The following is a 23263-nucleotide window of genomic DNA, read 5'->3' as shown; positions in this document are numbered from 1 at the left end:
CTGCCCCGCGAGCACTCGCGGGGCAGAAGAGAGCGAAAAGCGCCTCCTGACTTTTTCGGCACCCTGTTAATGGCTTCCGCCCGGTACGATCCAAGGTTGGCTATACCAATAAAAGCGGCCTGCTTCGTTGGACGGCAACGTGCAGTTATAGCGTGCCCGGCCCGGCCGGTAGGCTTGGGGGGCCTGAACGGCGAAATGCCTCCGCTCTCGGTCAATCCACTCGATCTCTAAGGCGCCTTGGCGGCTGGCGAAGCAGGCTAAACGCCTGGGATCTGCGTTAACTTCGCCTAAACGGGCTTCGAACCGCGGCGGATTGTTCGCCCCGATAACGGGGTCGCGCGGTTCGATGGCGGTCAACGGTAAAGCGAACGTCGCGGCTTTTTGCCGGAACTCGGCAAGCTCGGCATAAGCGACCGCCATCGGGAACCGCGGCAGAGCGGTTAACGAGGAATAGGCGCCGATAGCCCCACTATGCTGCCCGAATCCGACATAACCCATTTCCTCGACGAGCGCTTCCAACGCGCTATCGTACTCGCCATAGGGGTAAGCGAACAGACGCGGTTGCGAGGGTATTGCGGCATCCCCCAGCTCCTCCCGTAGGCGTTGCTCGGCATTCGCTATATCGGCGCGCACCCGGGCTTGCCATGCGTTCTTGCTTTCGCCCTCCTTGCGCTCATGCAGCTTATCGTGAGTAGATGAGTGGTTAGCGAAGTGAACCCCCGCGGCCGCCATCTCCCGCATTTGCTCCCATGTCATGTATGGACGACCGCCACGATCTACTTCATCGGTCGCTACGAATACGGTGAAAGGCAGGTCGCGCTCCCGTAAGCGCGGCCACGCTTTTTCGTAGATCGAGGCGTAGGCGTCGTCGATGGACATACCTACAATCTTGTCAGGCAGCTCTTGCTCGGCGAGCAAGTAAGCCGCTATTCGCTCGAGCGGCCAAACCTTGTAACCGGCCTGCTCAATGTGCTCAAGATGTTGTTCGAACTGTTCGATGGTCACGCTCGTGCTAGGGAAGCGATCTTCGCCGAAACGGTGATACATGAAAACGACAGCGGCCTGAGCCACTCCGACGAAAACGAGGAGGAGGAAAAAATAATAATTCTTAAGAAATTAGGAAGCATTTTTCGCCTGGTTGTTAGCAAGTATCGGAATGGAGCGTTAGCCATTGTCTCGCCGATAACGAAGCAGTGCGCGGCGGGCGGCTTCATCGGGCGAGAGATCGGGGTTATCCTCAAGCTCTGCTTCCATGAGGCGGCGGGCGAGATCTTCTCTGCCTAGGCAGGCGCTTAACAAGCGTTGCCACGCCGCATCGGAGCGGCGCGCCGGAGAGAAGAAACGGCGTAGTTTGTTCCACCACATAGGCATGAGATAGTGACTATCTAATAATGCTTATACTGGCATAGTTCGTTGTGCTAGGAAAAGGATAACGGTCTCGGTATTGGGTCAACGCCGGCTGGAAGCGCCGGTGAGGCGGAGACGTCAAGCTGAGCCAAGCAAGAATAAGGGGGAGAATGTATGGCATACCCGACAGACGATAAATGCATTTTCTGCGCTATCGTGGCCGAGAAGATTCCCGCGGCTATTGTCTATGAAGACAACACCTTATTAGCGTTCATGGATGCTTTCCCGGCCTCGAAAGGCCACACCTTGGTTGTGCCCAAGGCGCATTACCCGGACATTCTAAGCCTTCCTGGCGACAATGTGCAGCATGTTGCGCGGGTTGCTCAAATGATCGCGCGTGCTCAGAAAGTTGCTTTGCAGCCGGACGGTATTACGGTGACTCAGTTTAACGGCGCAGCCTCCGGACAAACGGTTTTTCATTACCACACCCATGTCGTACCGCGTTGGCAAGGGGAAGGGGTTGCCAGTCACGGCCGCGAACAGGCCGATCCGGAGACGCTGCAAGCCTTAGCTAAGCAAATAAACGCCGCATTAGAGATATAGATAGTAGATAGGAAGTACCTTATGTCGATTTGGACGTACCCGCCGACCGTTGAGGATATTCATGCCCATTCGCAAGCATCGCTAGTGGCGCATCTGGGGATCGAGTTTCTCGAGATCGGCGATGACTTTATGCGCGCACGCATGCCGGTGGACGAGCGCACGGTACAACCCGCAGGAATCCTTCATGGCGGGGCTTCGGTGGTTCTGGCGGAAACGCTGGGGAGCGTTGCAGCCAATTACTGCGTAGACCGCGAGAGCAAGATGTGCGTTGGCTTGGAGGTTAATGCCAACCATGTTCGTTCCGCGAAGTCAGGTTACGTTTACGGGGTGGCGCGACCGGCTCACTTAGGCGGCACAACCCAGCTCTGGGATATAAGAATCACCGACGACAACGATCGCTTGGTGTGTGTGTCGCGGCTTACGATGGCGGTATTGAACCGATAGAGGATGCCTGTGCATGAAGCACGAATACCAAGCTTTACTCGACTTTTGGTTCGCTACGGCGCGCGACGATCCGCAGGCGGCAGAAAAGCGTAGCGCCGAATGGTTTGGGGCATCGGCTGAGTTCGATGCGCGGTTAACAGCACGCTACGCCGCGCTATGGGAAGACGCTCGGGCAGGGCGCTTGCTGGATTGGGCGGAGCAGCCGGCAGGGCGCCTGGCGTTGATTTTGTTGCTCGATCAGCTTAGCCGGAATCTAGGCCGGGGAACGGCTGCCGCCTTTGGTCAGGACGAGCAGGCAGCGGCGTTAACGATCGAAGGCTTGGAGATGAGGGTTGAGCGCGGCTATACGCCGTCGGAACGGGGGTTTTTCCTGATGCCTTTGCAGCACGCCGAGGATGTCGGTTTGCAGGAGCGTTCCGTGCGTGAGTTTCGGCGTTTGCACGAGGAAGCGCCACAACCTTGGTATGCCTTTACGCACGGCATGTTGGAGTATGCCGAAGAGCATCGCGACATCGTGCAGCGTTTTGGCCGGTTTCCGCACCGGAATGTCGCGCTTGGCCGGACGAGTACTGCCGAAGAAGCGCGCTATTTGGATGCCGGGGCACCTCGTTACGGACAATAAAAGCGATGCCGCCGGCCTTCCCGATACAATCGGGCCGGCGCACTTTATAACATCATCTAGGCTATTGTTATGGCGAGTTATTGCGACTATGCGCCCGGCCACCCCTATCACGGCCCTTATCACGACCAAGAGTATGGTTTTCCCCTCTATGAGGATAATGCACTCTTCGAGCGCCTGGTGCTGGAGATTAATCAGGCCGGTTTGTCTTGGTTGACGATTCTGAAGAAGCGGGAAGGTTTTTACCGAGCGTACGACGGTTTTGATTTATCGACAGTCGCCGGCTATGGGGAGAAGGAGCGATCGCGGCTTCTGAACGATGCCGGCATTATTCGTAACCGTCTCAAGGTCGATGCCGCGATTTATAATGCGCAGGTTATCCTCGGCTTGTGCGAGCGCTTCGGTTCCTTCGCCGCATGGTTGGATTATCACCATCCGTTACCCAAAGAAGACTGGGTTCGCCTGTTCCGTAAATCTTTTCGCTTCACAGGGGGGGAAATCGTCGGTGAATTTCTGATGAGTACCGGGTACCTGCCTGGGGCACATCGAGAGGACTGTCCGGTGTATGAGCGTATTTGCCAAGCTCAGCCGCGCTGGATGTCTTCCTGAGCCGGGCGGTTACCGACCATGTCTAGAACCACGCGACTATTCGATTTGCTACACGTATTACGCCGCCATCGACGGCCGGTGAGCGGGGCCGTGCTCGCCGAGGAACTCGGAATTTCCTTACGTACTCTGTATCGCGATATTGCGGCGCTACAGAGTATCGGCGCGGAAGTCGAAGGCGAGCCGGGATTAGGCTATGTCTTAAAGCCTAATTTCACATTGCCGCCGCTTATGTTCTCCGACGAAGAAATCGAAGCCTTGGCGTTAGGGCTGAAATGGGTGGCGAAACGGGGCGACGACGGCTTGGCCGTTGCAGCGAAAGACGCAATGACGAAGATTGCGGCAGTACTGCCGCATAATTTGCGCCAAGAGTTGGAAGACTCGTCGCTGATCGTCGGCCCTCACTGGGAAAATCCGCCCCCGGTAGATCTTGCGCTGTTACGCCAGGCCATTCGCGAAGCCCGCATACTAGAGGTCGAATACCGCGACCGGCAAGGGCTCTACTCGAAACGCGCTATTTGGCCAATTGCTCTCGGTTATTTCGAGTCGAGCCGGATCGTATTGGGCTGGTGCGAACTGCGGCAGGATTTTCGCCAGTTCCGGATAGACCGGATGGTAAGCGTCAAAGCCGCCGAGCGGCGTTATCCGGGCGGGCGGCGGCGTCTGTTGCGGCAGTGGCGGCTAAGCCTACAGCCAGGACCTGACAGTACTCGCCCTTACACTTTTCCCTTAGCCACTAAATGGAAGGAGAAGCTAGTGGACCAGGAAATCGTCTTCTATACCAATCCGTGGTCGCGCGCCGCTATCGTCCACTGGATGTTGGAAGAATTGCAGGTGCCCTACCGGATGGAGATTCTGGACTACGGTGCCGGTATGAAAACGGCCGATTACTTGGCCATCAATCCGATGGGAAAGGTGCCCGCTATCAAACATGGCGACGTAATCGTTACCGAAGCGGCCGCGATCTGCGCTTATCTGGCCGATACCTTTCCAGAGGCCGGCCTCGCTCCCGAGCCTGCTGCTAGAGGGGAATACTACCGCTGGTTATTTTTTGGTGCCGGCCCCTTGGATAACGCCTTAGCCCTTAACCAATTAGGTTTTCATCCGACACCGAAACAACAGATGGAGTTGGGCCATGGCTCTTACGAAGCGACCGTGAATACCTTGGCTCAGGCCGTTAAAGGGCGGCGTTATATCGCCGGCGATAAGTTTACCGCTGCCGATATTTATCTTGGGTCGCAGATAGGGTGGGGCTTGCAGTGCGGAACGCTGGAGAAACGCCCAGAGTTCGTAGATTATTGGCATGGTTTAAAAGGCCGCCCGGCCAATAAACGTGCGGAAGCGTTCACCGAGAAGGTGGGGGCGCAACAGGCATGGGCCGATAACTAAGAAAATGTGGCGCTGAGGGCTGCTGACTCCTTGCCGCTTGGGTGTTAAGAGCAACAAAGGAGTAGGCGGCGCTCGGAAACGCCTGTTCATTCGCGAACCCTCCGTCAGAGGCGGCCGTTTACCTGCCTCCGCCTTCCTCGCTAACAGCCCCTTGTTTCGTTTGAGTCTGCGTCAATGGCGCCGGGCCTGTTTGGTGCAGGGGCGCAATCGTTTTTCAGGAATTAATCGAGGCTCTTGCCCGTTAAAGGCAAGGTTTAGACAGCTTGTTCTTGAATGAGTTCCTCGGATTAGTGCCTTGTTTGATAATGCTTTCGGCAACCTTATAGTTTAAGAGTGGTGCTCTATATCTTGTCTTTTTAGGTGATTTATTGGCTGCGTGTCGCTTTTTGGTGACAGGTTGCAAAGTTAAATAATGCATCGCAGAATTGATTTCGCCCTGACAAATTGAATTTGCTTGTCGCGTAAAGGGATGTTGTTTGCGCTTTTGAAGGAGAGGCAACATGAAGAAGATGGCTTTGATTGCCCCAATCGCTGTTTTTGGAATGGTCGGATTTCCTCAGTCTGTTTTCTCCCAAGAAAGACCCTCTGGGTTGGAAGCTTTTGTCGGTGGCGGTATTGGTTATTATCGTTTGAATGATGGGGATTTTCTGGATGAGGATGAACGTCTTAAAGACGACCGATTATCGGTAAAGGTGTTTGGGGGAATCGAAATTTCTCGTATCCTTGGTTTAGAGTTGGGATACGTGAACTTTGGCGAAGCGGAAGGCGACGTCACTAGCCTGAATGCCGACGGTTGGACGGTTGCCGGTATCCTGGCGTTACCCATTACCGAGAATTTCGCTCCCTACGGCAAATTCGGCCGTTTACACTGGGATGCGGATGTCAGCGCGGGCCCCATTAGCCGTAGCGACAGTGGCGAAGATAATTTCTACGGTGTGGGCGCGCGGTTTGCGTTATCCGAGCAGTTGGATCTACGGATCGAGTACGAACGTTTCGATTTGGCCGATACCGACTTAGACATGGCTTCGGCTAATCTGCAAATTCGTTTCTAGGGCAACGACGTGCCGCCATAGCAGACCGGCGGCTGCGATCTGCTATGGCGGCACCGTTATGAATGTGCTAACCATAAGAAAAAACAGACAATCTGATGCCAGAACGCTTTCTGAACAGGTGCATTTAACTCATCGTCTCCGGCCGGTTGGGCGGGCACACGAATCGTATCTAGTGGGTGGAAACCGCACCTCGTCGTCATTTCCGTGCGTCGCGAGTTGATCGAGTTTTACCTTCGACAAGGCCTATTGGCCTGATTCGGCAATGTCGGTAGCGGTGTCGGCCTACCTCGCGAGAGGGGGCACTTAGCGTTCCGAGCAAGCGTGTACCGTCAAAAGTACAAAAAGAATTACCTTAACCAGGAGCGGCTATGGATAAGAATGCTTTTTTCTGGCAGATGCAAGACGGAAAAATTCCGCCCCCGAAAGCCGCCGATACGTTGGGGCTTAACATTCTGAATGTCGACGTCGACAGCGGCGTGTTAGAGGCGGAATTTTTCGCTAAGGAAGCGTTCACCAACCCGGCGGGCAATATCCAAGGCGGCTTTCTCGCCGCCATGCTCGACGACACGATGGGGCCGGCGTTGGCCGCTCAACTCGGCGCCGGGGAGTTTGCGCCGACCTTAAATCTAAATGTTCAATTTCTGGCGCCGGCCCGCCCGGGAAAGTTACAGGCGACGGGACGGGTTCGGCAGCGCGGCGGCGAGATTTGTTTTTTGTCCGGCGAGCTAAGGCAAGATGGGCGTATGATCGCTATCGCAACAGCAACGGCGGTTATCAAACGGTTATGACGGCAGGCAAGCAAAGCGGATGGGAGGCCTATTACCGAGCGCAGCAGGGGCGGCCTGTTTCGCCCTTATTAAAGCAAGCCTTGCAGTGCTACGGCCGACCCGGCGACAAGTCCCTTGCTATCGATCTCGGCTGTGGCGCAGGCAAGGAAGTGGATTACCTTCTAGACGGCGGTTGGCGTGTTCTCGCCATAGACGCGGAGGAGCAAGCCATTGCGGGCCTGACCGATAGGCCAGAGTACGGAGACAGGCTCGATGCACGCTGCCAACGCTTCGAGTCGCTTTCGGTATTGCCCACGGCGGCATTGATTCACGCGGGGTTGAGCCTGCCGTTCTGTTCGCCGGAGCGCTTCGAGCAGTTCTGGGCGTGTGTGAGTTCGGCTTTGGAGCCAGGAGGCATTTTCGCTGGTCACCTGTTTGGAGATAGGGACGATTGGGCAGGGCACCCGTCGATGAGTTTCCATAGCGGTAGCGAAGTGGAGTCGATGGTCTCGCCGTTTGAGATCGTCCTGTGTCAAGAGCGGGAGTTCGACGGCAAAAGCTTTCAGGGGCCGAAGCATTGGCATCGCTTCGATCTCGTGCTTCGCAGAGGAGGGGGCTTGTGTTGAAGGCAATCTTGGACGATCTGGAAGCCCACCGCGATCCCGAGTATCGGGCTCGTATCCGCGATCATTTCCAAATGAACGTCGATAACTTTCTCGGGGTGCGGACGCCGAAGGTGCGAAAGATCGCTGCCGAGCATTTTCGGGCGCTGCGAGGCGAACCGTTTGCTGAAGTTCGGGGCCATTGCGAAGCGTTGCTGGGCTCTCATGTCTATGAGTGCAAGTTAATTGCGTTTGATTGGAGCTTTCGCTGCCGGCGCAGTTTCCAAGAATCGGATTTTAAGGTCTTCGAATCGTGGCTAAGCGAGTACGTCGACGACTGGAGCGATTGCGACGACTTGTGTACCCATTCCCTCGGTTTCTTGCTACTGACCTTTCCAGCTTCGGTGCATAAGCTCTCGCCTTGGGTGCAGGATAGAAATCGTTGGCTACGGCGTGCCGCAGCGGTTAGCTTAATTTATGGCCTCAGGCGTGGCGAATTCTTGCAGGCAGCGTGCGATATCGCCGATGGCTTGCTTGAGGACGAGGATCATTTAGTACAAAAAGCCTATGCCTGGATGCTCAAAGAGGCGAGCAAGCAATATCCTCGCGAGATTTATGCTTTCTTGCTCGGCCGACGAACGACGATGGTGCGGAGCGCGTTGCGCTATGCCGCGGAGAAACTGCCCGCCGCCGAGCGGCGACAGTTGTTGCAATAAAGCTGTTTCGATAAGTAACACAAAGCACTGCTTGCGCGCAGGAACGCGTGAAAACAGCTTAGACTGACAAAAGATGTCGTCATATCCCTACACCCGCTACAGCCACGTCACGTTAAGGTTAACGGGCCTCGCAGGGAGGCAAGCGACCCAGGGACAGGGTGGCGTAGCGAGAGCTGCGTGAGGTATGCCGGCCGCCGTTACAGTAGACGTAATAGGGAAACAGGGACGTTTCCGGCGGTTCGGCAATCTTCACGACTCTCGGATAAGTAGGGTGCGGCTGCATCTGAGCCTGCGTAGAGGTCAAAGGATATGACCTCGCGCGGGATTCACTTTTTATCTTGCTAGCTAGTGTTACCCGCCCCTTGGGGCAGTTGCTCGGACGCTAGTAGAAGCATTTTGCTTTACTGCCGTTTATTTCGGGTTTGGAGCGTTTTTCCGGCTCGCCGAACCGGCAAAGCGAAAGGCACTCGCCTACTAGCGTTTCCGTAGTTCGCAGTGCTCGCCGCCCGCTTCGGGTAGCCGCACGATAAATGTTGCACCTTCTCCGAGAACGCTTTCGACTCGGATACTGCCCCAATGCAGTTCGACGATCCGCTTGCTAATCGGCAAGCCAAGCCCCGTACCTTTGGGTTTGCCCGCCTGCTGGTCGCTTACTTGGTGGAACTGCTCGAATATTCGCGCTTGTTCTTGCTGCGGTATGCCCGGACCCTGATCGCTGACGCTTAGCTCGTACCAGGTACCGCGGTGCTGTAGGTCGATGGTGACGGCGGTGCCGGATTCGCTGAACTTGACCGCATTGGCAAGTAAATTGATGGTGAGTTGAATCAAACGATCGCGGTCGCCTTTGATCGGACAGGCAGAGGCCGGCAAGTGGGGTATCAGGTTAACCTTACGTTCCGTGAAGAGTTGCGAGGTTGAGCGGCTAGCATCCTCGATAATCGCTCTGAGGTCTAATGTCTCCAGAGACCATTCATCCCAATGACGCTCAATTTTCGAAAAATCCAGAACTTTGTTGATGAGTCGCGTTAAACGCTCGCTTTCCGCAACCATGATTTCCAAGAACTGTTGCTGTTTTGCCGAATCGAGCGCAGCATTGGTTAAGAGGATCTCCGCGAACGCGCGAATCGACGTTAGTGGCGTCCGTAATTCGTGACTGACCGTCGAGACGAATTCATCCTTTAGCCGGTCCAGCTCTTTAAGCCGTTCGTTAGCGGCTCGCAACTCTTGACTGGTACGTTCCAGTTCGTGGGATTTCTGCTCCAAACGTCGGCTGTACTCGATAGCCTGCGAGGTGGCATCGAGTATTTCCATCACGCCTTCAAACGTCAGCGCTTCCCCCTCGACGATCGATGAGACCATTACCCGGGCGGAAGCCGCCCCTATCGAACCCGATAATAAGCGTTCGACATAATTGACTAATGCCGGCTCGGCGCGCGTTTCCGGTGCCGGTGTGCGGCCTCGGCGGCGGTGGTAGTAAGCCAGTGCGTCCGCAGCCCGCTGACTGCCGATAAAGCGTGCTAAAAGCGCCTCCAGTGCGCCGACCGTCGCAATTCCCTGCCAGAAACCGGCATCGCTGCCGCGGCGCTGGAAAACGTCCACGAAAAGCGTCGCTTGAATTCTTTCGATTTCGCTTTGCCGAGCGAACAGCGAAATCAGTACCAGCATTCCGCTGTTAATCAATAAACTCCAGAACACGGCATGACTGATCGGGTCTAGCCCCTCAAGCCCAAAGAGCCCGTAAGGGCGCAGACTCTCGATGCCGAAAGGACCGGTGGTGACGAAGGTTTCCGACACGGCGGCGGCACCGGTTGCTAGGGAAGGTAATAAAAGGGTGTATATCCAAACGCCGAAGCCGCAGGCTAAACCTGCCAGAGCACCCAATCGTGAGGCACCTTTCCAGTACATGCCGGCCAATATTGCGGGCGCGAACTGGGCGACGCCGACAAAGGAAACCAGGCCGATACTCACTAGCGCTTGCCCTTCGGCAATCCATCGATAGTAGGTGTAGCCTAACAACATCAGCGCCAGAATGATTATCCGGCGGAAGTTAACGATAAGGCGTTGTAGCCCGATGCGTTCGATCCAACGCAGGTGGCGGATGCGCAGTAGGATAGGCATCAGGAGATCGTTCGATACCATGATGGCCAAGGCGATGGTGGCCACAATCACCATGCCGGTAGCCGCCGAGAAACCGCCGATGTAGACGAATAAAGCGAGTAGCTCTCGGCCTTCCGCCAGCGGTAAAGCCAAGACGAAATTATCGGGATTAACGTCGCCGGGATTGAAGTAGAGCAGGCCGGCAAAGGCGATAGGAAGCACAAACAGGTTGATCAATAAAAGATAAAGCGGGAAGAGCCAAGCGGCGGTTCGGAGGTGCTCTTCGTCTACATTCTCCACCACAGTAACTTGAAATTGCCTAGGAAGTAGGACGATGGCCGCCATCGAGACCAGGATTAACACAAACCAGCTGCCGTAAGCGCCTGTTTGCATTTGCAGCAGAGGGGCGAGGTCCGGTTGTTCGGCAATGCCTGCGAATATCGCTTGCGGCCCGCTGAAAAGAAAGAAGGTGATAAATACGCCCGCGCTCAGAAAGGCAATCAATTTGATCAAGGACTCGAATGCCACCGCGACCACCATGCCTTCCAGGCGCTCGCTGGTATCGATATGGCGGGTGCCGAACAGAATCGAGAACAGCGCCAGTAACATGGCCACGTAGAGGGCTTTGTTGTCCCAGAAGCCGGCGGCGATGGGGAGGGCGGTGCTTTCCGGGTGGCCTAGCAAAACTTCGAAACTATCCGCAATGCCCTTGAGTTGGAGGGCGATGTAGGGTGTTACGGCCAGCACCGCGATAAACGTCGCCAGCCCCCCAGCCCCATGCTTTTGCCGTAACGCGATGCGATAAAATCGGCAATAGAGGTGATCCGGTGCTGTTTGCTGATCCGAATAATTTTGCGCAGCACTAACCACCAAAGCCCCGCCATTAGCGTCGGGCCGAGGTAGATGGTGAGAAACTCGACGCCGGCCTCGGCGGCGCGGCCTACGCTGCCGTAGAACGTCCAGGCTGTGCAGTAAACCGCGATCGAGAGGGTGTAGACATACGGATTGTCCACCAAGGTTCGCCCTTGTAAAGCGAGCCGATCGGCATACCATGCGATGAGAAACAACAGCCCGAGATAAGTAAAAGGCGCGAGTATGAGTAGCCATTGCGGCAGCATGCTAGTCTCGCTTCCGCCGCGCCGGCCGAGAATCAGGCGCAGGCAGAGGATAAAGCTGCCCCAGGCAGAGAAGAGGTAAACATATAGGCTTGGTAAGCCGAAGACGTTGCCGTCGGTGGAGAAAAGCGATAGAACCGGATAGTTGAAAAGCAACAAGCCGCCGATGAATAGCGCGATAAGCAAGTCGGTTCGGGGCGTTTTGTTTCGCATGGAAGGGGCCCTCTAGAAGCGCGATTGCATGCGGCGCACATCCACGATTTCCTCGGCGGCGCCTAACGCCTGTCCAAGTGTTTCAATGCCGTGCGCGCGTAACAACTCCAGCAAGCGAACGAAAATCTCGGCCGTTGTCGTGGCGTCGCCCGCAGCGGTATGGCGCCCTTCGACTTTAACCCCGAGCCGCTTTGCAATCGCTTCCAAGGTATGCTCGGGCGTATGGTCGTGAAGGTAGAACGAAAGTAATAAAGTATCCAGAACGGGGTTGTCGAAGCGAACCCCGGTGTTGGCTTCCTGAAGTTGTAAGAATTTCATGTCGAAAGCCGCATTATGGGCAACTAATACGGCATCGCCGACAAAATTTCGGAAGGCCGGCAGAACGGTTCCGATGGTCGGGGCATCGTTGACGTCGGCGTCGGTGATGCCGTGGAAGCGGGTGGATGCGGCGGGAATCTTCCGCTCGGGGTTTACTATGCGCTCGAAGGCCTCGTTATACAGTATGCGGCCGTTGACGACGCGAATGGCCGCCAAGGAAATGATCCGATCCCCTTCCGACGGCCGCAGCCCCGTTGTTTCGGTATCGAATACCACATAGTGCAAATCGTCGAGCCGGGTGGATGCCAGGTCGGCTAACGGCGCCCGCTGCTCGCTCAAGCTGAAGTCGTAGAACTCCGGTCGGGGCGGCAATCGGTCGGGGCCGGCGTGCTCCCATTGTCGTTGCGAGGCCGGTAAAGGCAAGCGGAGGAGGGCGTATCCTTCGCGCCCATGCTCCTGGCTCCAAGCCTCACTATCGTGGCGTTCCAATACCTCGTTGCCGGTAAGTCCTTCGCCGTACGCCAACGGCTTGCTCAGCCAATTGCTCAGTGTGTCGGCCGGAATGGGTTTCCCCTCCCAGACGATATCGAGGTAAACCCAACGGTTACCGAGCAGTGCCTCGACGTTTACGTAAGGGATGCCGTAGCTTTTAAGTTGCTGTAACAAGTGCCCCAGGAGAAAGCCTAGGGACAGGCTCTCGGCGTGTAGCCATAAGGGGCGGCCGGTCTGTTCGAGCTGCGGCAGCTGCTCCAGGCCATGCCGTAGCACCGAGTCGATAAGGTCGCGGGAGCGAATATCGGCCATCGTCCAGCGCGAAGAAAGCCGCTCTTGCGAGACCTTAACGAGCCCTTCAAAGCGTTCGCTCAAGGCTTGGCTCTCCCGCTCTAGCATAGTGAGGAACGTATCTTGCGTTACCGGGTCCATGGCATGGCCAGCGCTTAAGGTTTCGGCGGCAGCACGTAGGTTGGTCAGCGGCGAACGTAGATTCTCGACGGCGTGGCGTAAGGCACTGTCTCGCCGTACTAAGCGCTCGATGCGCGCGCCGGCATTCTCGAAGCCGAGGACAAAGCCGCCATCTTCGGCGGGTAGGAGGCTGAGGCGGCAATGAAGAAGCGGGCCGTGCCCGGTTGTTGCGCACACGAATTCGGCGCTTCCTGCTTTACCGTCGTCGGTGTCTCGCCGTAGCTGGAGCAACTCCAAAGTGTGCTCGACCGGCGCGCGCGCGCAGATGTCGTACAACGAGCGCCCGAGCCCAAGCGCTTCGTGGCCTGCCAGAATCCTTTGCGCGGCTGGATTGTAAAGCAGAATACGGCCTTCGTTATCGCACACGAGCACCGCCGCGTCGAGTTCGCGAAGCACGGTCTCTAAACTCTGTTTTTGCCGCTCTAATCGCTCCGACCAGCTGGCGAAGGATTTCTCCATGTCGTTCCGCGTTTGCTGGAGCTTATCGCCCAGATACTGGACGTTCGTCGGTAGTTCTTGGAGCCAATGCCCTTTGGGTACTTCCAGCGAGTGTTCGCTATCGGTGTGGGTAAGAATGGCCGCGCCCTTGGCGACTGCGGCAATAGGGCGGACAAAACGGCGGTCCAGCTCGCGCCAAGCGAAACCTAAGACCAATAGGCTTAACAACCAAGTGCCGAGCAACAACTGTATGAACCGGGTGCGCGGCATGCCGTCGGCGAGTTCGGGAAGCGTTCCCGTGCCGATGACGAGAAACTGCGCGCTGATCGTCCCGGCCACTAAGAGGAAAAACCCCCAGAAGAGTCCTCTTGGCGACAACAGCCATCGGCGCATCGGTTACGCCTCCAGTAAATGCCGAACCCGCTGGACCACATCCTGAGTCGCAAAGGGTTTGGTAATGTAATCGTCCGCGCCCAAGGAGAGTCCTTTTTCCTGTTCGACATCACGGCCTTTTGCCGTGAGCATCACAATCTTTAGATCGCGATACGCCTCGTCGCTGCGTAGAATCTGGCAAACTTCGTAGCCGTCCTTGCGCGGCATCATGACGTCGAGCAAGACGAGATCCGGACGTTGATCCGCAATGGCTGTAAGCGCCGCCTCGCCATCGGTTGCGGTCGCGACCTCATAACCGGCGTTCTGTAGTAGAAATTCCAGCGACAGGACGATGTTAGGCTCGTCGTCCGCTATCAAAATACGTTTACTCATCGCGATCTCTGTGGCTGCTAACACTCATTCCCGCACCAAGGCCATGTCGGCCTAAGGCGTTTGCTGCGGCGGACAGTTTCCCTCTATTCAGTATAGTCATGCCCTTACCCTCATATAAGAGAAAAGCGTTATCCTGCTAAGCTATATAGGTAAGCCGTGATCGGTTCTAGCACACCTTCACGCTTAGATTTGCCTGACGGGAGCATTCTTATGTCCGATTTCGACCGTATCGAACCGCCGGAGCTGCCTGAAGTAGGCGACCGCTTCGCGCAGGATAGCTCCCTGGACATTGCCTTGAGAGATCTGATCAGCCGCGCCCCTGTGACCTGCTCGCCGGACCTGGGCCTGCGCGAGGCGGTTAAGCTGATTCATGAGCACCGGGTCGGTAGCGTTATCGTCTGCGACCTTAGCCAAAAGCCGTTGGGCATCTTTACTTTGCATGATTTGCGCGCCGTGATTGCCGAAGGCGTTGCAGACCTGGACCAGCCGGTTTATCGGTTTATGACACCGGCCCCTTTGGGGTTGCCGCCGGATGCCCGCGCTTTCGATGCCGCCATTTTGATGGCGGGGCGTCATTTCGGCCATGTTTGCGTGATGGAGAACGGGCGGCTGCTGGGCGTTATTTCCGAGCGGGATTTGTTCGCACTGCAACGCGTGAAGTTGGTGCAACTGACCCGAACCATCGCCCAGGCCGAGACGGCGAAAACCTTGGTCGGTATTCGAAGCCAAATCGTGCGCTTGATCGACACCTTGCTGGCCCAGGGCGTTGCCCCCGAACAAGTCACGAAGATCATTACGCTGCTTAACGACCACACCGTAGCGCGGGCGATCGAGCTGTCTATCGCGGAGTTTGGCGAGCCGCCGGTGCCGATCGGGTGGATCGCTTTCGGTAGCGAAGGGCGGCGCGAGCAAACGCTGTCGACCGATCAGGATAATGCGATCTTGTTCACGACCCCGGCAGGCGAAACCCCCGAGGCCATTCGGCAACAATTGCTTCCGTTGGCGCGTCAAATCAACACGCTGTTGGCCGACTGCGGTTTTCCGCTGTGCAAGGGCAACATTATGGCCAGTAACCCGCGGCTGTGTTTGAGCGCAGAAGAATGGCGGCGCGTTTTCGCCGGTATGATCGAGAGCGCAACGCCCGACAACCTTTTGAAATCGAGCATTTATTTCGATTTGCGCGGTATCTGGGGAGATGTTGCGGGTATCAAAGCCTTGCAGCAGGATGTTTTGGAGCGGGCCCAGCGGAACACCATCTTTCAACACATGATGGCAGCCAATGCCTTGCAAAGTCGGCCGCCATTGGGGTTGATACGCGACTTTAGAACAACCAGCCGTGGCGGGGCCAAGCCGGGTTTGGATCTGAAAGTGCAAGGGTTGACTCCGTTTGTGGACGGGGCGCGCATCCTCAGTTTGAGTTTGGGCGTCGACGAAACGAATACGCTGGACAGAATGTCGGCATTGACGGAACGCGGCCACGTGCGCCCAGGCGACGGCCAGGCCTGGAGGGCTGCATTCTCGTTTATACAGTTGTTGCGGATGCGTGTTCATCAGGCACAGTTCCGTAAGGGCGAGACGATGAACAATCGATTGAACCCGGACGATTTGAACCCGCTGAATCGGCAGATCCTGAAACAGTCTTTCCGTCAGGCCCAAGCATTACAACGTCGTTTGGAAGTCGAATTTCGCGTCTGAACGAAAAGCAGGAGTGCCCCCAGTCGGTAGGGGCACTCCTGTGGTTGCGGCAAGTCTTAGTGGTCCTGAGCGGCGCCTGCACCGCGCGGGACGCGAATATCCTCGACAAGGTGTTGGATATGGTCCGGTGGCGGTGGCGTGAACCGGCTTACGGCGAAGGCCGTAATGAAGTTCAGGATCATGCCGAGGGTACCGATACCTTCCGGCGAAATGCCGAACAAGTGATGGTCCGGATGATCCAGTGCCGGGTTGATGAACTTATAGAGCAGGATGTAGCCGAAGGTGAATACGAGGCCCACCAGCATCCCGGCCACAGCGCCTTCTTTGTTCATCCGCTTGTAGAAAATGCCCATGATGATGGCCGGGAAGAAGGTCGCCGCTGCTAAGCCGAACGCGAAGGCGACCACCTGGGCGACGAAGGCCGGTGGATAGATGCCTATCAAGCCTGCCAACACGACTGCCACGGCGGCGGCTAACCTCGCCGCTAACAACTCGCCTTTCTCCGAGATATGGGGCATGAGCTGACTCTTAAGCAGATCGTGCGATATCGCGGTCGATATGACCAGTAACAGCCCTGCTGCGGTTGAGAGCGCGGCTGCAAGGCCGCCTGCTGCCATGAGTGCGATGACCCAATTCGGCAACTGCGCAATTTCCGGGTTCGCCAAGACCAGGATGTCGCGGTCGACATAAAGTTCATTGGCGTGGTCCGTCGGCGTGTTGCGTAACAGGGGCTGACCGTATTCGCCCACTTCGCCGGTGAACTGCGGACGCCCTTCGAACGGTGCTCCCGGTCCGTAGCGAATCACGCCCGATTCGTCCTTGTCCATCCAGGCAATGAGGCCGGCTGTTTCCCAGTTATGGAACCATTGCGGCAGCTCCGTATATTCGGCGTTGCTCACTGTATCGATCAGATTCGCCCGCGCAAACGCGCCGACTGCCGGAGCGGTGGTGTAGAGCAGGGAGATGAAGATCAAAGCCCAACCGGCCGAAATGCGTGCATCCCGAACCCGCGGTACGGTAAAGAAACGGATGATAACGTGAGGTAGCCCCGCTGTACCGACCATCAAGGCAAAGGTAATGAAAAAGACATCGATGGTTGGCTTTTGCCCTGACGTGTACTGATCGAAGCCGAGATCAGTGAGCACTCCGTCCAGTCGCCCCAGCACTGAGGTGTCGGTACCGACGACGGTTGCACCGAAGCCGATCTGGGGGATGGCCCAGCCGGTTACCAGCAAGGAAATGAAAATCGCCGGCACCAGGTAGGCGAAGATCATCACCACATACTGAGCAACCTGGGTATAGGTAATGCCCTTCATGCCGCCGAGCACCGCGTAGAAGAATACGATGCCCATGCCGATAATAACGCCGACATTAATGGGCACTTCCAGATAGCGCGAGAAGACGATGCCCACGCCGCGCATTTGCCCTGCCACATAGGTGAAGGAGATAAACAACGCGCAGATAACGGCGACGGTGCGTGCGAGCTGCGAGTAGTAGCGGTCGCCGATAAAGTCGGGCACCGTGAAGCGGCCGAACTTGCGTAAGTAGGGAGCAAGCAGCATGGCCAATAGCACATAGCCGCCGGTCCAACCCATTAGGTAAACCGAACCGTCGTAGCCCAGGAAGGCGATGAGGCCCGCCATGGAAATAAACGAGGCCGCCGACATCCAGTCGGCCGCGGTCGCCATACCGTTAGCAATGGGGTTGACGCCTTTGGAAGCGACATAATATTCGCCGGTGGTTCCCGCCCGGCTCCAAATAGCAATACCGATGTAGAGGGCGAACGTCGCCCCTACGAACAGGTAGATAAGAAGCTGCTGTTCCATGGTTCGACCTCGCCTTATTCTTCGTGCACGTCGTATTTACGGTCGAGTTGGTTCATCTTCCAAACGTAAACGAAGATGAGCACAACGAAGGTGTATATCGAGCCTTGTTGGGCGAACCAGAAACCGAGCTTGAATCCGGCAAATTGGATGTTATTGAGCAGATCGGCGAATAGGATGCCGGCGCCGAAAGACACCGCGAACCAGATCACCAGCAGCCAGGAAAGAATCTTAATGTTTTCCTTCCAGTAAGCCGCAGCCGATGCGCGAGCGCTTTCATTCTTATGCGGTGAGCCCGCATAACGATGCTTGTCGTCGTTCATTGTTCTCCTCCCGTAATTTTACGATCCGACGACTTCTTTAAAGCCTGTCGTCGCCCGTTTTTTATGGTTGCAACCGGAATCGGGAAATGCCGGCGGCAGTTTTTTAATGCACAAACCGTGCTAACTGACCTTTTCTAAGTTAAATCATGCGGATATGATTCTTCTGGGGCTGTTGCTCATACCCCTGGAGGTTCTGCCGCTACCATTGGTAACAACGCGCTGAGCAGAAAGGTAACGTTTCGTCCGCTATCAGCAGCCCGCCAAGATGACGAAGTACGGTTCTTTCACAAGAAGTGGGGTTGGAAGGGGCGACAGCAACGGTGCTGCCGATACGGAGAGGGTTACGCTACAGGAGGAGGTTAAGAACGTGGGAGGCTCACGCTCTTAACCGGTAGGAGCACGTTTGCTGAGCCAGTCGCGAACGATCGGCCAGATTTCCTGTTGGGCAGGTTTACTGACGACGATACCCGGATGATCGTAGTCGAGTGCAAAGCCGGTCTGCCGGCCCGCCGCAATAAACTGTCGATCTTTACTCCCGACATGGCTGACCAAGCGCTCGCAGCCTTTGGTGGGATCGACTTTATCGCCCAAGCCGGAAATGGCGAGTAGCGGTCGGTCAATAGTGTTAAGGGTACGGCGAATTTCAGGTTTGCTGCGGCCGTGGCGAACGATGCGTACCGCATCCTGCATGGCGGCCGGCGGCTCATCTTGCGGCCCCATACCCAGCCGACGGGCGGGGAAGTTGCCAAGTAGTTTGCAGATACCTAAGGTCAGCAAGTGTCCCGGCGTCGCTAAGCCGTGTTTGCCGACTTCAAACTGCGAGGCGAATACGACCAGTCCCGCTACGGCTTGCTGGTCCAGCGTGGAGCCGATGGCGCGAGCGGCTAATACACCGCCGAAGGAGTGGCCTACCCAAAAAGCCGCTCGCTCCCATCGTTGCTGTATTTCCGCTTGCACCAAAGGCAGGTCGTAGCGAATGTGCTCTTCCAATCCTGCCCTGGCAGCTTGAGGTCGGCGGCGTTCGACGATAACGCCCGGATGGCCGGCCTCGGCTAGATAAGCGGCTAAGCCAATGCCGCGCTCGGACAACCAAAAATTGCGGCCGGTAAACATCCCCGGTAAGTAAACGATGGGAGCGCCGGACGGTTGCGGTAAGTCTAAAAAGGTTAGGCGAAAGCGACCGCCATCGGCCGCTTCGCGTAGCACGTCGCTGCGGGTCAATCGACCGGTAGCTTGCTCCGATATCCGGTTCATAGGTCTTTCTAAAACTTAGAGTAGCTTGGAGCGCGGGCCGAAGCGGGGCTCTTCGCCGGCAAAGTTTGCTTTCATCGCCCGACTTTGGTTCTTACCTATGAGAATACGGAGCTGTACGGTGCGCTCGTTCCGAAATGCCCGTCGCTCGGACGCATTCCAGTTAGCTTGTAGCAGTTTCTTAGTACCGCTTACCGCGTCTGGAGAGCGTAAAGCCAATTGTTGGGCGCGTTCCATAGCGGCGGCATAGGGGTCGTCAGCTAAGGCCGTGACCAAGTTGATCGCTTTTGCCTCTTCACCGCTTAAGACGGTGCCGTGCATGACTAAGTCTTTCGCCGTGTCGAGCGGCATAAGCTCCCGCAGTACTAAGGTTCCGGTCAGGTCGGGGACCATGCCCCAGCGTGCCTCCATGAGCGAGAGTCTTGCGTCTGGGGCGCAATCCCGGAAATCGGCCGCGAGCGCGACTTGTAGCCCGGCCCCATAGCAATGCCCATGAATGGCGGCGATAACCGGAATCGGCAAATTTCGCCAGCACCAGGCCGCTTCTTGAAAGGTGTTGCGAGGCCGTAGCGGGTTGCGGAGAAAGGCTTTAACTATCTCCAAGGGTTTTTTGGTCGCATTGGCGAAATCCAAACCGGCGGAAAACGCCGGCCCTTCGCCGCGTAAGACGACGGCTCGTAGGGTGCGATCGCGGCGGATACGCTTTGCGGTCGCAATCAACTCCCGCAGCATCGGTATAGTCAGCCCGTTGTACTTATCCGGACGGTTCAAAGTTACAACGGCGATTGGCCCTTCCTTTTGTAGGGTGACCAGTGAGTCCATCGACATACTCCTACATCTTATCGTTTTGCTGACCAGCGGCCGGGGAGTCGGCTGTCTTGCTGTGGCATTTTATTGGGGTGCGCCGGCGGCTGCGTGCGGGTGGCGTTTATCGAGTCTGCTACAAGGACCGTCAGACTCCGGCCGCTGCTGCCCACGGATTAAAATGCTGAAGCCCGGGTTCGAGGCGATGTTTAAAAATAAGCTCCGGGCACCTGGTCCCGCTCTAACCACTCGATAATGCGGTCCCAAGCTTCCAGTTCGAGTTGCGCCCGCGAGGCATCGATTTCATGTACACCCAGCCCTTGTTCGGCGGCCCGTACATAATTCATCGTATCTCGCAGATGCGCAAGCACCGGAATTTTAAGACTTGCCAGAAAGCGTTCGAGCTTCTCGAACGCGCCTCCCTGCTGTCGGCTGCGGTTGGCTATGATGCCGACGCGTTCTTGGTAGCGATCGACCTTATTAACCAGGAGCAAGTCGCGAATGAAGTTCGCAGCCGCATGAACATCGATAGAAGACGGTTGAACGGGGATGAGAATGAGGTTTACGCCGCGCAAGTGCTCGTTGTAATCGGGCCTGAGCAAGCTGGCCGGCGTGTCTAGAATGACGCGCTCGGTATCCGGTGGCGTACGCAGGGCCCAAGAGCGAGTCATGCCGCCGCGATTGGCGGCAAACGCATTGATCCCTTTGATCTCAGGAGACCAGCCAGGACGGTGGCTTAGCCAGTTCAAACTGGAGCCCTGAGGATCGTTATCGATCAACGCGGTTTTATACCCCCTGGCTGCGTATTGACTGGCTAGATTCGTTGATATGGTCGTCTTGCCGCAGCCACCTTTGCTATTTAAGACGATGATTCGGCGCATGTTCGCCTTTTGCTTATGTTTGTGTATCACCTACTGCTCATAATGTAGAGATAAACGGAAAAGCGCAAGACTTTTCAGCGCTTGCAATCACAGAATGAGGAAACACCGATATTTTTCATTTATTGAGCTTGTGCCCCGGCGCCTTTTTGTATGAGTCCGTTGACAGTAAAGCCACCGTGAGAGGGCGCTGCAGGACGACGAGCAGACAATGGGTGTCGACCCGTGCAGAGTGCCGCGCTGGGCGCGGCACTCTGCACCCATAAATCGAACGCTTAGTTCACTAGACGTTCGAAAATTCTAAAGCCTGCGACGTAGGTGCCAATGGCCGAACCGGCCGTTGCCAGCATAAATACCAGTAGAATCCGTGCCACGCGGTTAGACCACCACCCGCGAATATGGGCCACGTCTTGTTTTAACGTTTCGAAATGCACCACCTTCGGTCGTCGCAGGCTAAGCTCAATACTAGCAACCACTAGGCCTGCCCCTATGGTTGGGTTTAACGAGGTCAACGGTGCCGCCGCGAATGCGCCCAAAATGGTGAGGGGATGCCCGCCTGCAATCGCTGCGCCAAGGGCAGACAGACCGCCATTGATGACGACCCACTCAAAGACCATCTGCCAGCCTAAACTGCTGCTGCGACTGAATCCGATGGCGAAGCCGGCGAGAATGAGGGCAACTAACGCCCACGGAAAGATCTTCGGCCAACGGCTCGCCGGCGGAATTTGATTCAGCTGCGCCTGTTCGGCTCTCGGCTCGGTTTGCTCGTCGCGCAGATACTCTTGCAACCCGGCTGCGTGGCCTGCGCCAATGACGACCAAGACTTCCTTGAGCGATTGTTTGGCTTGTTCTTCCCGTAGGCGGGCGGCCATATAACGATCGCGTTCGCGAATCAAAGTATCGTACAAAGTCGCCGAGCGAGAGGCGAACTCGGAGAAGGTAGATTCGAGGACATCGCCTTCTTTTAGGCGTTCGATTTCTTCTTCGGTGACTTTCTCTCGCGAGAACAAACTGCCGATAAGGCCTGAAATGAGGATCATTCGCTGCCACCAGCCAATGCGGCGGTAGATGCGCTTAAGCGTCGTGCCGATCTCTCGATCGATGAGTAGCACGGGTAAATCGGCTTCTTTTGCAGACTCGATCGCTGCTTTCATTTCAGCGCCCGGCTCTATGCCAAACTGGTCGGCAAGCCGCTGCTGATAAGCGCTTAGGGCAAGGCTGGCCGCGACCATGCCGGCTTTGCCTTGCCGAAAGACATCGAACAGATCCATCTGTCCCATCGCTTCGGGTTTGACGATGGCCTGATAACGGCTTTCGCATAACTCGATGGCGACCGAATCGAAACGTCCGGAAGCGATTAAGTCTCGTACTTCCTCCGCACTAGCCCGCGATACGTGCGCCGTCCCCAAAAGGGTATAGCGGGTGTCGCCGCGGGTTACGGTAGGGTAGGTGAGCGTAGCCGGCTGGGTTGTATCCGTCATGGTCCTTCGGGTGTTCGTCCTGAGGGAAACGACGATTATTGCGCAAATGCACCTGCACCGAAACCCGTTGACAAAGCCGACAGCTTAAGAATGTGGCGAAAGTCGCTTATCCTAAGCTTGCCAAACTTTGAGCTGGTGTCTTTTTAAGTAAGTTCGTCGAGCAGGTTTTCTAGAAAACTGTGAACGGCATCGGGCGAGGGCAATAGGTATTCCGCAGCGGTAGGGCGAGCGGCGTCGGCAACTAATATGGAAACTCCCCGGCCTTGGTTTAATACGGCAAACGCATCTTCGTCCGTGCAGTCGTCTCCAACGTAGAGAGGCAGCAAGTTAGTCCCTGTTTTACGCTCGATAGCGCTCCGCAGATATTCGACGGCAGCGCCTTTGTGCCAATCGACGGCAGGGCGAAGCTCGTAAACGCACTTGCCGTGATGCTTGCGTAGATTCTGCGATTCGACGACAGCCCTATCCACCGCCCGCGCGACGTGCAAGCGAGCAAACTCGGGGGTTTGGCGGTAGTGGACCGATAAGGTCAAGCCTTTGTCTTCTATCAAGACCCCTTCGATATCCGTTGTTGCATGTTGGATAGAGGAATAGGCCCGTTGCAGTTCCCGGCGGGCGGCAATGGCTTCGGCATGCCTTCGCGTTAGGCCGGGGCCTTCGATCTCCAGGCCGTGGTTTCCGGCGAAGTACAAGCGCTCGGTAGGGATGCGCGCTTTTAAATCCGCTATCGCGCGGCCACTGACAATAGCAACGGGGAAACAGTGGCTTAGTTCGATAAGTGCCGCTCGTCCTCTGGTCGACAGCTCGATGGTGGCAGGATCGTTGGCGATCGGTGCCAATGTGCCGTCGAAATCTAGGCAGACGAAGGGGGTGTGGCCGCGTAGACGATCTACTACGGCCGCGGTGACTGCGCGCGTCGATGCTAAACCCGTAACCTCGGTAATCGTCGTCATG

At 56.5% G+C, this 23263-nt stretch carries 23 protein-coding genes; 10 read left to right on the top strand and 13 right to left on the bottom strand.

Annotated elements, in window-relative coordinates; all coding sequences use genetic code 11:
* Nucleotides 1-66: 66 nt before the first annotated feature.
* Nucleotides 67-1047, bottom strand: a complete 981-nt coding sequence (locus tag CAI21_RS11440; protein ID WP_116302408.1) for a polysaccharide deacetylase family protein — start codon at nucleotides 1045-1047, stop codon at nucleotides 67-69.
* Between the two features lie 117 nt (nucleotides 1048-1164).
* Nucleotides 1165-1365, bottom strand: coding sequence for a hypothetical protein (locus tag CAI21_RS11435; RefSeq protein WP_116302407.1), 201 nt, complete (start codon nucleotides 1363-1365; stop codon nucleotides 1165-1167).
* A 156-nt stretch (nucleotides 1366-1521) separates the two neighbouring features.
* Here CAI21_RS11435 and CAI21_RS11430 point away from each other — a divergent pair, with 156 nt between their 5' ends.
* From CAI21_RS11430 to CAI21_RS11390, 9 genes are all read left to right on the top strand, one after another.
* Nucleotides 1522-1950 (top strand): HIT family protein, encoded by a 429-nt coding sequence (locus CAI21_RS11430; RefSeq protein WP_116302406.1) that lies wholly within the window; start codon nucleotides 1522-1524, stop codon nucleotides 1948-1950.
* A gap of 21 nt (nucleotides 1951-1971) precedes the next feature.
* Complete coding sequence (locus CAI21_RS11425) at nucleotides 1972-2394, top strand: hotdog fold thioesterase (RefSeq protein WP_116302405.1); 423 nt, start codon at nucleotides 1972-1974, stop codon at nucleotides 2392-2394.
* 13 nt (nucleotides 2395-2407) lie between these two features.
* A complete protein-coding gene (locus tag CAI21_RS11420) occupies nucleotides 2408-3016 on the top strand; it encodes a DUF924 family protein (protein WP_116302404.1) in 609 nt (202 codons plus the stop codon).
* A 69-nt stretch (nucleotides 3017-3085) separates the two neighbouring features.
* Complete coding sequence (locus CAI21_RS11415; protein WP_116302403.1) at nucleotides 3086-3622, top strand: DNA-3-methyladenine glycosylase I; 537 nt, start codon at nucleotides 3086-3088, stop codon at nucleotides 3620-3622.
* A gap of 18 nt (nucleotides 3623-3640) precedes the next feature.
* Nucleotides 3641-5008: an HTH domain-containing protein gene (locus tag CAI21_RS11410; protein WP_116302402.1), complete on the top strand. Its 1368-nt coding sequence runs from the start codon at nucleotides 3641-3643 to the stop codon at nucleotides 5006-5008.
* 500 nt (nucleotides 5009-5508) lie between these two features.
* The gene (locus CAI21_RS11405) at nucleotides 5509-6060 is read left to right on the top strand and encodes an outer membrane beta-barrel protein (protein WP_116302401.1); all 552 of its coding nucleotides are present in this window, start codon (nucleotides 5509-5511) and stop codon (nucleotides 6058-6060) included.
* Between the two features lie 368 nt (nucleotides 6061-6428).
* Nucleotides 6429-6848 (top strand): PaaI family thioesterase, encoded by a 420-nt coding sequence (locus CAI21_RS11400; protein ID WP_116302400.1) that lies wholly within the window; start codon nucleotides 6429-6431, stop codon nucleotides 6846-6848.
* Nucleotides 6845-7453: a class I SAM-dependent methyltransferase gene (locus CAI21_RS11395; protein ID WP_116302399.1), complete on the top strand. Its 609-nt coding sequence runs from the start codon at nucleotides 6845-6847 to the stop codon at nucleotides 7451-7453. The genes CAI21_RS11400 and CAI21_RS11395 overlap by 4 nt, the downstream gene beginning before the upstream one ends.
* Nucleotides 7447-8145 (top strand): DNA alkylation repair protein, encoded by a 699-nt coding sequence (locus CAI21_RS11390; RefSeq protein WP_181919382.1) that lies wholly within the window; start codon nucleotides 7447-7449, stop codon nucleotides 8143-8145. Before CAI21_RS11395 ends, CAI21_RS11390 begins: the two co-directional genes overlap by 7 nt.
* A gap of 474 nt (nucleotides 8146-8619) precedes the next feature.
* On the opposite strand, the gene CAI21_RS11385 is transcribed toward CAI21_RS11390, so the two are convergent.
* Genes CAI21_RS11385 through CAI21_RS11375 form a run of 4 tightly spaced genes read right to left on the bottom strand, consistent with a single transcriptional unit; the run spans nucleotide 8620 to nucleotide 14054 of the window.
* Nucleotides 8620-10989, bottom strand: coding sequence for an ATP-binding protein (locus tag CAI21_RS11385; RefSeq protein ID WP_258868938.1), 2370 nt, complete (start codon nucleotides 10987-10989; stop codon nucleotides 8620-8622).
* Nucleotides 10977-11570 (bottom strand): hypothetical protein, encoded by a 594-nt coding sequence (locus tag CAI21_RS24870; RefSeq protein ID WP_258868937.1) that lies wholly within the window; start codon nucleotides 11568-11570, stop codon nucleotides 10977-10979. The genes CAI21_RS11385 and CAI21_RS24870 overlap by 13 nt, the downstream gene beginning before the upstream one ends.
* Before the next feature lie 12 nt (nucleotides 11571-11582).
* Nucleotides 11583-13682 (bottom strand): 3'-5' exonuclease, encoded by a 2100-nt coding sequence (locus tag CAI21_RS11380; protein ID WP_116302397.1) that lies wholly within the window; start codon nucleotides 13680-13682, stop codon nucleotides 11583-11585.
* Between the two features lie 3 nt (nucleotides 13683-13685).
* Nucleotides 13686-14054 (bottom strand): response regulator transcription factor, encoded by a 369-nt coding sequence (locus CAI21_RS11375; RefSeq protein ID WP_116302396.1) that lies wholly within the window; start codon nucleotides 14052-14054, stop codon nucleotides 13686-13688.
* Between the two features lie 210 nt (nucleotides 14055-14264).
* Here CAI21_RS11375 and CAI21_RS11370 point away from each other — a divergent pair, with 210 nt between their 5' ends.
* Nucleotides 14265-15749, top strand: coding sequence for a DUF294 nucleotidyltransferase-like domain-containing protein (locus tag CAI21_RS11370; protein ID WP_116302395.1), 1485 nt, complete (start codon nucleotides 14265-14267; stop codon nucleotides 15747-15749).
* Between the two features lie 56 nt (nucleotides 15750-15805).
* Here the strand turns inward: CAI21_RS11370 and CAI21_RS11365 are convergent, their stop codons facing one another.
* From CAI21_RS11365 to otsB, 7 genes are all read right to left on the bottom strand, one after another.
* A complete protein-coding gene (locus tag CAI21_RS11365) occupies nucleotides 15806-17575 on the bottom strand; it encodes a sodium:solute symporter family protein (protein ID WP_116302394.1) in 1770 nt (589 codons plus the stop codon).
* Nucleotides 17576-17589: 14 nt separating this feature from the next.
* A complete protein-coding gene (locus CAI21_RS11360; protein ID WP_116302393.1) occupies nucleotides 17590-17895 on the bottom strand; it encodes a DUF4212 domain-containing protein in 306 nt (101 codons plus the stop codon).
* Nucleotides 17896-18279: 384 nt separating this feature from the next.
* Entirely contained in the window at nucleotides 18280-19149 is an 870-nt protein-coding gene (locus tag CAI21_RS11355) for an alpha/beta fold hydrolase (protein ID WP_116302392.1), read from the bottom strand.
* A 15-nt stretch (nucleotides 19150-19164) separates the two neighbouring features.
* Nucleotides 19165-19968: a crotonase/enoyl-CoA hydratase family protein gene (locus CAI21_RS11350; protein WP_220348042.1), complete on the bottom strand. Its 804-nt coding sequence runs from the start codon at nucleotides 19966-19968 to the stop codon at nucleotides 19165-19167.
* A gap of 191 nt (nucleotides 19969-20159) precedes the next feature.
* A complete protein-coding gene (locus CAI21_RS11345; RefSeq protein ID WP_116302390.1) occupies nucleotides 20160-20831 on the bottom strand; it encodes a ParA family protein in 672 nt (223 codons plus the stop codon).
* 272 nt (nucleotides 20832-21103) lie between these two features.
* Nucleotides 21104-22309, bottom strand: a complete 1206-nt coding sequence (locus CAI21_RS11340; protein WP_116302389.1) for a TraB/GumN family protein — start codon at nucleotides 22307-22309, stop codon at nucleotides 21104-21106.
* Between the two features lie 143 nt (nucleotides 22310-22452).
* Nucleotides 22453-23262 (bottom strand): trehalose-phosphatase, encoded by an 810-nt coding sequence (gene otsB / locus CAI21_RS11335; RefSeq protein ID WP_116302388.1) that lies wholly within the window; start codon nucleotides 23260-23262, stop codon nucleotides 22453-22455.
* Nucleotide 23263: the final 1 nt, after the last annotated feature.

The organism is Alkalilimnicola ehrlichii, from assembly GCF_003399765.1.
In the GTDB taxonomy this organism is placed as follows: Bacteria; Pseudomonadota; Gammaproteobacteria; order Nitrococcales; family AK92; genus AK92.
The sequence above is the reverse complement of the archived record's forward strand: the minus strand, read 5'-3'. Positions and strand labels throughout refer to the sequence as shown.